We start from the raw sequence: 7,007 nt of genomic DNA, 5'->3' as shown, positions 1-7,007 counted from the left end.
GTGCGAATCGGGTGCATCGATCATCGCCGAGCACACTGGCCTGGCCGGTGACATTGCCGCCGCCGACCTGGTGATCACTGGTGAGGGCCGGTTCGACGACCAGTCGCTGCACGGCAAGGTGGTCGGCGCACTCGCCGAGGCGGCGCAGTCGCAGCAGGTGCCGATCGTGGTGATGGCTGGTCAGGTAGATCTCGACCAGCTGGCGTCGCGATCGGCGGGCATTCTGGCCGCCTACGCGATCGCCGATTACGCCGGTTCGGTACGGCTTGCCGTGGTCGACGCCGCCAACCAGCTGATGGGTCTGGCCTCTTTGGTGGCGGCGCGACTCGGGAATAGCGGCACAACAAGGTACCTTTGAAGAGGTGGGTTTTTTCCGTGTTTTCTCCGAGGCGGAAGATCCCCATCCACATACCCAAGAACGATTCGGCCTTTGAGGCACGCATAGGGAGAAGCAATGACTGTTCAGGAAGAGTCAGCCGCCAAGACGCATGGCGCGATCTTGACCGACGCTGCGGCAGCCAAGGCGAAGTCACTGCTAGAGCAGGAGGGGCGCGACGACTTGGCGCTGCGCATTGCGGTCCAGCCCGGTGGATGTGCGGGTCTGCGTTACAACTTGTTCTTCGACGACCGCTCGCTCGACGGTGACCTGACCGCGGATTTCGGTGGCGTGACGCTGACTGTCGACCGGATGAGCGCCCCCTACGTGCAGGGCGCCTCCATCGACTTCGTCGACACCATCGAGAAGCAGGGCTTTACCATCGACAACCCCAACGCCACCGGCTCGTGCGCCTGTGGTGACTCGTTCAACTGACACAAAAGTCAGTAGCTGCCCGCCGTTCGCTGGACGTAGGAGCACACCAGCACTTTGTTGTGCTGGTAGAGCAGCTGCGCGATTCCCTGTATTTGTTCGTGGGCGGCGCCGCCGGACGTCGGTGCGACACGCATGCTGAACAACACTTGGGCCTGGTAGTTCGACCAGTAGACGATCTTGTCGATCGAGATCACCTGCGCTTCGGTGAACTGCTTGCGGAACGCGTCGCTGGACAGTTTGGCCAACGCCTGATCGGATCGTCGGTCCCGCACGGCGTCGTAGATCCCGCATAGCGAGTTACGCGCGATCGTTTCGGTGTCGCGGTGCTCAAGCGCGTCCAGGTAACCCTGGATCGCCGCTTTGGCCGTCGCATCGGAGAACGCGCCCGAGGTCGCCGGGCCGTGATGCCCACCGTGCACGATCGCCGCGACCAACGCGGCGATCAGGGCCACCGCGCCCACAGCGGCGAGGACCAGCCGTCTACTGCGGCGTTTCGGGTACGGGACCGGCGGTGGCAGCGGACCCGGATAGGCCGCCCCCGGAGGCGCCGCCTCGACCGGTTCGCTCACCGGCGATCCTGGATAGGTTGGCTGGTCCGGGATCGGCTGGCTGGGATGGGGCTCGGTGAACGGCGGTCCGTCGGCGCCGAGATGGTGGTTCGGCGAATACGGACCGGGCATAGGCAGCTCTCCTCGGGGTTCCGGACGCAATGACCTACGTCACCGTAGGTTCTCCTTGGCAGGCTAGCGGGCGTCGGCCCGCGGTGCAGGGGCGCCCGCGACCGCAGGTACCCTTACCTAGGCGAACTTAGGAAATGAAGGGTGATTTCTTCGTGACGATTGCGGTGACCGGTTCTATTGCCACTGACCATCTGATGCGGTTTCCGGGCCGGTTCTCCGAGCACCTGCTGGCCGAGCACCTACAGAAGGTGTCGCTGAGCTTCCTGGTGGACGACTTGGTGATTCATCGAGGGGGCGTTGCCGGCAACATCGCGTACGCGATCGGGGTGCTCGGGGGTGACGCCGCTTTGGTGGGAGCGGCCGGCGACGACTTCGACGACTACCGCAAGTGGCTGCAGTCGCACGGCGTCAACACCGACCACGTGCTGATCTCGGACACCGCGCACACCGCACGTTTCGTATGCACCACCGATCTCGACATGGCCCAGATCGCGTCGTTCTATCCGGGTGCGATGTCGCAGGCCCGCGACATCAAGCTCGCCGACGTCGTCGCATCGATCGGCAAGCCGGACCTGGTCATCATCGGAGCCAACGACCCGGACGCGATGGTGGTGCACACCGAGGAGTGCCGCAAGCTCGGCTTGGCTTTCGCTGCCGACCCGTCGCAGCAGCTGCCCCGGCTGTCGGGCGACGAGATCAGCAAGCTCATCGATGGCGCCGCGTACCTGTTCACCAATGATTACGAGTGGGAGCTGTTGGTGTCGAAGACGGGCTGGTCGGAGGCCGACGTGCTGAAGAAGGTGGACCTGCGGGTGACCACGCTCGGTGCCAAGGGCGTCGACATCGTGGACAGCGACGGCACCACCATTCACGTCGATGTGGTGCCCGAAATCAGCCAGACCGACCCCACCGGCGTCGGCGATGCGTTCCGTGCCGGTTTCTTGACCGGACGCAGCGGGGGACTCAGCCTCGAGCGTTCGGCGCAGCTGGGTTCGCTGGTTGCCGTCCTGGTGCTGGAGTCCACCGGCACCCAGGAGTGGGACTGGGACCGCGAGGTCGCAAAGACTCGGTTAGCGGACGCCTACGGCGACGAAGCTGCGGGCGAAATCGCCGCGGTCCTGGCCTAGCTCTCTGTCCGCGACACTTAACCAGCTGCGACGACACGCCGAAGTGTGTCGCAGAGATTTAAGTCTCGGCGAACCGTGTGTCGCAGAGGGGCTCACAGCTGCACCGGGTACTGCGGCTCGCTGATCTGCGGCACCACACTGTGCTCGACGAAGATCGCGTGCCACAGCATGAAGATCAGCAGCGTCCACAGCCTGCGGCTGTGATCTGTTGTGCCACAACGGTGTTCGTCGAGCATTCGGCGAACCGCCGACACGTCGATCAGATGGTCGGTTGTTGAAGCGTTCAGCATTTCATGGGCCCATTCGAGCAGCGGGCCGGCGCGCAGCCAGTGCCGGATGGGCACCGGGAAGCCCAGTTTCGGCCGATTGAGCACGTGCGACGGAACAATGGGCTCCAACGCCCGTCGCAGCGCGTACTTGGTTGTGGTGCGGGTGATCTTGGCCTGTACGGGCAGTCGGGATGCGACCGCGAACACCTCGGGATCCAGGAACGGCACCCGAAGCTCCAGCGAATTGGCCATCGTCATCTTGTCGGCCTTTACCAGAATGTCGCCGCGCAACCAGGTGAAAAGGTCGATGTGCTGCATGCGGGCGACGGGGTCCCAGTCCGCCGATTCCGCGTACAGCGGTGCCGTCACATCGGTGTGCGTCCAATCCGGCCGGAACCCGGGCAGCACGTCGCGCAGCTGCGCGTCGGAAAAACTTCGGGCGTTGCCGTAATAGCGCTGCTGCAGCGTCAACGATCCGCGGTGCAGCAGGCTCTTGCCGCGCATGCCCTCAGGCAACGGCTTGGACAACGTGCCCATCGACCGTCGCAGCGGCCCGGGCAGGTAGTCGAAAGGTTTGAGCGACAACGGCTCCCGGTAAATGGTGTAGCCACCGAAAAGCTCGTCGGCGCCCTCCCCGGAGAGCACTACCTTGACGTGCTTTCGCGCCTCGCGGGCGACGAAGAACAGCGGCACCAAAGCCGGGTCGGCCACCGGCTCGTCGAGATACCAAACGATTTCGGGTAAGGCGGCGACGAACTCGTCGGGCGCGACCACCTTGGCGATGTGCCGCGCACCGATCGCCTCGGCAGACGCGACCGCGACGTCGATCTCGGAGAATCCCTCACGCTCGAACCCGGTGGTGAACGTGATCAGCCGCGGGTTGTGCCGGATGGCCAACGCCGCGATCGCCGTCGAGTCGATGCCGCCCGACAGGAACGCGCCGACGGTGACGTCGGCGCGCATGTGCTTGGCCACCGAGTCCTCCAGGACCGCGGTGATCTCGTCGTAGCGGGCCTGCTCGGTATCGCGGGTGATCGGCGTCGCGGCGAAGCGCGGCACGAAGTAGCGGATCGCCTCCGGGGCGGCGGTTCCGGGCCGAATCCGCGTGTAGCAACCGGATTCGAGCCGGCGCACACCGCGGTGCAGAGTCTCGGGCTCGGGCACGTACTGCAACACGGTGTAATGCTGAACCGCGCGGCGGTCGATCCCAGAAGCTCCAGTGTCGAACCCGATCACGTCGGCCAGATCGAGCAGGCATTTCTTTTCGCTGGCTACCGCGGTGCCACCGGTGCCGGTCGCCATGAACAGCGGTTTGATGCCGAAAGGGTCGCGTGCGCAGAATAATTCGCCGGCCACGTTGTCCCACAGCGCGAACGCGAACATACCGCGTAGCCGGGTCAGGGCTTCGGCGCCCCAATAGTGGTAAGCAGCGACGATGGCCTCACCGTCGCCGTCCGTGGCGAAGACGGCGCCATGGCTTTTGGCGAGCTCGGCGCGCAGCTCCAGGTAGTTGTAGATCTCGCCGTTGAACACCAACTCATAGCGGTCGGGGCTTTCCGGCGGCCCCCAGCGCAGCGGTTGATGCGAATGCGCGATGTCGATGATGGATAGCCGGTTGAAGCCGAACACCACGGTCCCCGCAGGATCGGACCAGGTGCCCGGTTCGTCGGGTCCGCGGTGGCGCATCAGGTGCGATGCGCGGGCGACGGCGTCGGCCGTACCAAGGCCTGCGCCCGGCGAGTCACCACCGGCCGCAGCGCTCACGAAGGCCAGCAGTCCGCACATTGCGCCAAGTATGCCGCACCCCTGGACCCGGGGTTGCCGCAGGTCGCGGCCCCTCTGAGAGGCCAGCGACAGGCCCGGGGACTCCGCCACGGCTTCGTCACATCGCGTGGTCTACGCTGCGTAGTATTCGACTCTCTGTCGGTCCAGCTTGTGATTCAGGAGGCGCCACGGTGACACCTCGCGAACCAGGCCGTTCGCAGGGCTTGTTAAAGAGCCGCTCGGCAGGCTCCCGTCGGCTTCGGCTGGCGGTGCTGGCGGGCCTGCTTGGCGTGCTGGCGGTCACGCTGAGCGGATGCAGTTGGTCGGAGGTCTTGGCCCTGGGCTGGCCGAGGGGCATCACCCCGGAAGCCGACTACAACCGGCAGCTGTGGATCGGCGCCGTGATCGCCTCCCTGGTGGTCGGCGTCATCGTCTGGGGCCTGATCTTCTGGTCCAGCGCGTTTCACCGCCACAAGGCCACCGACACCGAACTGCCTCGCCAGTTCGGCTACAACATGCCGCTGGAGTTGGTGCTCACCGTCACACCGTTCCTGATCATTTCGGTGCTGTTCTACTTCACCGTCGTGGTGCAGGAGAAGATGCTGCACCTGGCGTCTGACCCCGAGGTCGTCGTCGACATCACGTCTTTCCAGTGGAACTGGAAGTTCGGTTACCAGAAGGTCGATTTCAAGGACGGCACGCTCAAGTACGACGGCGCCGACCCCGCCCGCAAAGCCGCAATGGTCTCCAAGCCCGAAGGTATAGACAAGCACGGGGAGGAAGTCGTCGGCCCGATCCGTGGCCTCAACACCGAGGACCGCACCTACCTCAACTTTGACCGGGTCGAGACGGTAGGCACCAGCACCGAGATCCCGGTCCTGGTGTTGCCTGCGGGCAAGCGAATCGAGTTCCAGATGGCGTCAGCCGACGTCATCCACGCGTTCTGGGTGCCGGAGTTCCTTTTCAAACGCGACGTGATGCCCGACCCAGAGGCCAACCACTCGGTCAACAAGTTCCAGGTCGCCGACATCACCAGGACAGGTGCGTTTGTCGGCCGCTGCGCCGAAATGTGCGGCACCTATCACTCGATGATGAACTTCGAGGTCCGAGTGGTGCAGCCCAACGACTTCAAGGCCTACCTGCAGCAGCGGATCGCCGGTAAGACCAACGCCCAGGCGTTACAGACGATCGCCCAACCGCCGCTCGCGGTCACCACCCACCCGTTCGATACCCGCCGCGGCGAGCACGCGCCCCAAGCGAGTAAGTAGGAAGCCCATGCATATCGAAGCCAGGCTCTTCGAATTCGTGGCCGCGTTCTTCGTGTTCTGCGCGGTGCTCTACGGCATTCTGACCACCTTGTTCGCCACCGGCGGAATCGAGTGGGCCGGCACGACCGCGCTCGCACTGACCGGTGGGATGGCGCTGATCATAGCGACGTTCTTCCGCTTCGTGGCCCGGCGGCTCGATACCCGACCGGAGGACTATGAGGGCGCCGAGATCAGCGACGGCGCAGGGGAACTGGGCTTTTTCAGCCCGCACAGCTGGTGGCCGATCCTGATCGCGTTATCGGGCTCGGTAGCCGCGGTCGGCATCGCGTTATGGCTGCCGTGGCTGATCGTCGCCGGGGTGGTGTTCATCCTGAGTTCGGCGGCCGGCCTGGTCTTCGAGTACTACCTTGGGCCCGAAAAGCACTAGTCGCCTACGGCCTGGTTTCGTCCAAGGTCACAATCAGGGCATCAGTTCATCCGTGACTCATTCGCCGACAATGCCGTGCAGGTACCCGTTGGGTAGGGTTTCGCCAGGCACAATGAGAAACGTCCGAGCGCGCGCTCAATCACCCAGCCCTAGTGCCGCGCGCCCCGGTGAAGTAGTCGAACAGGACAGGCAAACATGAGCGGGCCGAATCCACCAGGACCGGAGTCCGACGAACTGCACCCCGGCGCCCCGCCCAGCCAAGGCGACAGCGAATTCAGCGAAGAGTTGACGGGGGAGGGCGCCGAAGAGGGCAGCGACACGGCGCAGACCGATATTTATTCGCGGGCCTATTCGGCTCCGGAGTCCGAACACTTCAGCAGCGGCCCATATGTGCCCGCCGACCTGGACCTCTACGACTACGAGAGCTACGACGAGCCAGCCGAGCAAGAATCCACGTCGGCGCGCTGGCCGTGGATCGTCGGCATCGCCGCGATTGTCGCAGCGGTCGCCCTAGTGGCGTCGGTATCGCTGCTGTTCGCTCGAACCGACACCAACAAGCTGGCGACGCCGAGCACCGCGCCCACGTCGACACCGCCGATGCAAGACGAAATCATCGTCACAACACCGCCGCCGTCGCCCGCGACCACGACCAGCCAGGCAC

7 protein-coding genes and 1 pseudogene are annotated in these 7,007 nt (G+C 64.8%); 6 read left to right on the top strand and 2 right to left on the bottom strand.

What is annotated here, in order from left to right; all coding sequences use genetic code 11:
• A partial coding sequence (locus WB785_RS14635) for a glycerate kinase (RefSeq protein ID WP_424080052.1) occupies positions 1–358 on the top strand: 358 nt, incomplete at its 5' end.
• Between the two features lie 96 nt (positions 359–454).
• A complete protein-coding gene (locus WB785_RS14630; RefSeq protein WP_424080051.1) occupies positions 455–811 on the top strand; it encodes an iron-sulfur cluster assembly accessory protein in 357 nt (118 codons plus the stop codon).
• Positions 812–819: 8 nt separating this feature from the next.
• Here WB785_RS14630 and WB785_RS14625 read toward each other — a convergent pair whose 3' ends face one another.
• Positions 820–1,491: a hypothetical protein gene (locus WB785_RS14625; protein WP_424080050.1), complete on the bottom strand. Its 672-nt coding sequence runs from the start codon at positions 1,489–1,491 to the stop codon at positions 820–822.
• A 152-nt stretch (positions 1,492–1,643) separates the two neighbouring features.
• Between WB785_RS14625 and WB785_RS14620 the strand changes: the two genes are divergently transcribed.
• On the top strand, positions 1,644–2,618 hold the full coding sequence (locus WB785_RS14620; RefSeq protein ID WP_424080049.1) for a carbohydrate kinase family protein: 975 nt from the start codon (positions 1,644–1,646) through the stop codon (positions 2,616–2,618).
• Between the two features lie 92 nt (positions 2,619–2,710).
• Here WB785_RS14620 and asnB read toward each other — a convergent pair whose 3' ends face one another.
• The gene (asnB, locus tag WB785_RS14615; RefSeq protein WP_424080048.1) at positions 2,711–4,672 is read right to left on the bottom strand and encodes an asparagine synthase (glutamine-hydrolyzing); all 1,962 of its coding nucleotides are present in this window, start codon (positions 4,670–4,672) and stop codon (positions 2,711–2,713) included.
• Positions 4,673–4,842: 170 nt separating this feature from the next.
• Between asnB and WB785_RS14610 the strand changes: the two genes are divergently transcribed.
• The 3 genes and pseudogenes from WB785_RS14610 to WB785_RS14600 all read left to right on the top strand — a co-directional run.
• Positions 4,843–5,919 (top strand): cytochrome c oxidase subunit II, encoded by a 1,077-nt coding sequence (locus tag WB785_RS14610; RefSeq protein WP_424080047.1) that lies wholly within the window; start codon positions 4,843–4,845, stop codon positions 5,917–5,919.
• 7 nt (positions 5,920–5,926) lie between these two features.
• On the top strand, positions 5,927–6,346 hold the full coding sequence (locus WB785_RS14605) for a cytochrome c oxidase subunit 4 (RefSeq protein ID WP_424080046.1): 420 nt from the start codon (positions 5,927–5,929) through the stop codon (positions 6,344–6,346).
• 195 nt (positions 6,347–6,541) lie between these two features.
• Positions 6,542–7,007: pseudogene (locus WB785_RS14600) on the top strand (MmpS family transport accessory protein); the annotation flags it as partial.

Origin of the sequence: Mycobacterium sp. (genome assembly GCF_049585075.1) — a bacterium.
In the GTDB taxonomy this organism is placed as follows: Bacteria; Actinomycetota; Actinomycetes; order Mycobacteriales; family Mycobacteriaceae; genus Mycobacterium.
Note: the sequence above shows the minus strand (reverse complement) of the source record. Positions and strands in the feature narration are given on the sequence as shown.

Excerpts from the sequence above, each read along its gene's own strand:
- asnB (WP_424080048.1), bottom strand. The coding sequence starts at position 4,672 with ATGTGCGGACTGCTGGCCTTCGTGAGCGCTGCGGCCGGTGGTGACTCG.
- WB785_RS14630 (WP_424080051.1), top strand. The coding sequence starts at position 455 with ATGACTGTTCAGGAAGAGTCAGCCGCCAAGACGCATGGCGCGATCTTG.
- WB785_RS14625 (WP_424080050.1), bottom strand. The coding sequence starts at position 1,491 with ATGCCCGGTCCGTATTCGCCGAACCACCATCTCGGCGCCGACGGACCG.
- WB785_RS14605 (WP_424080046.1), top strand. The coding sequence starts at position 5,927 with ATGCATATCGAAGCCAGGCTCTTCGAATTCGTGGCCGCGTTCTTCGTG.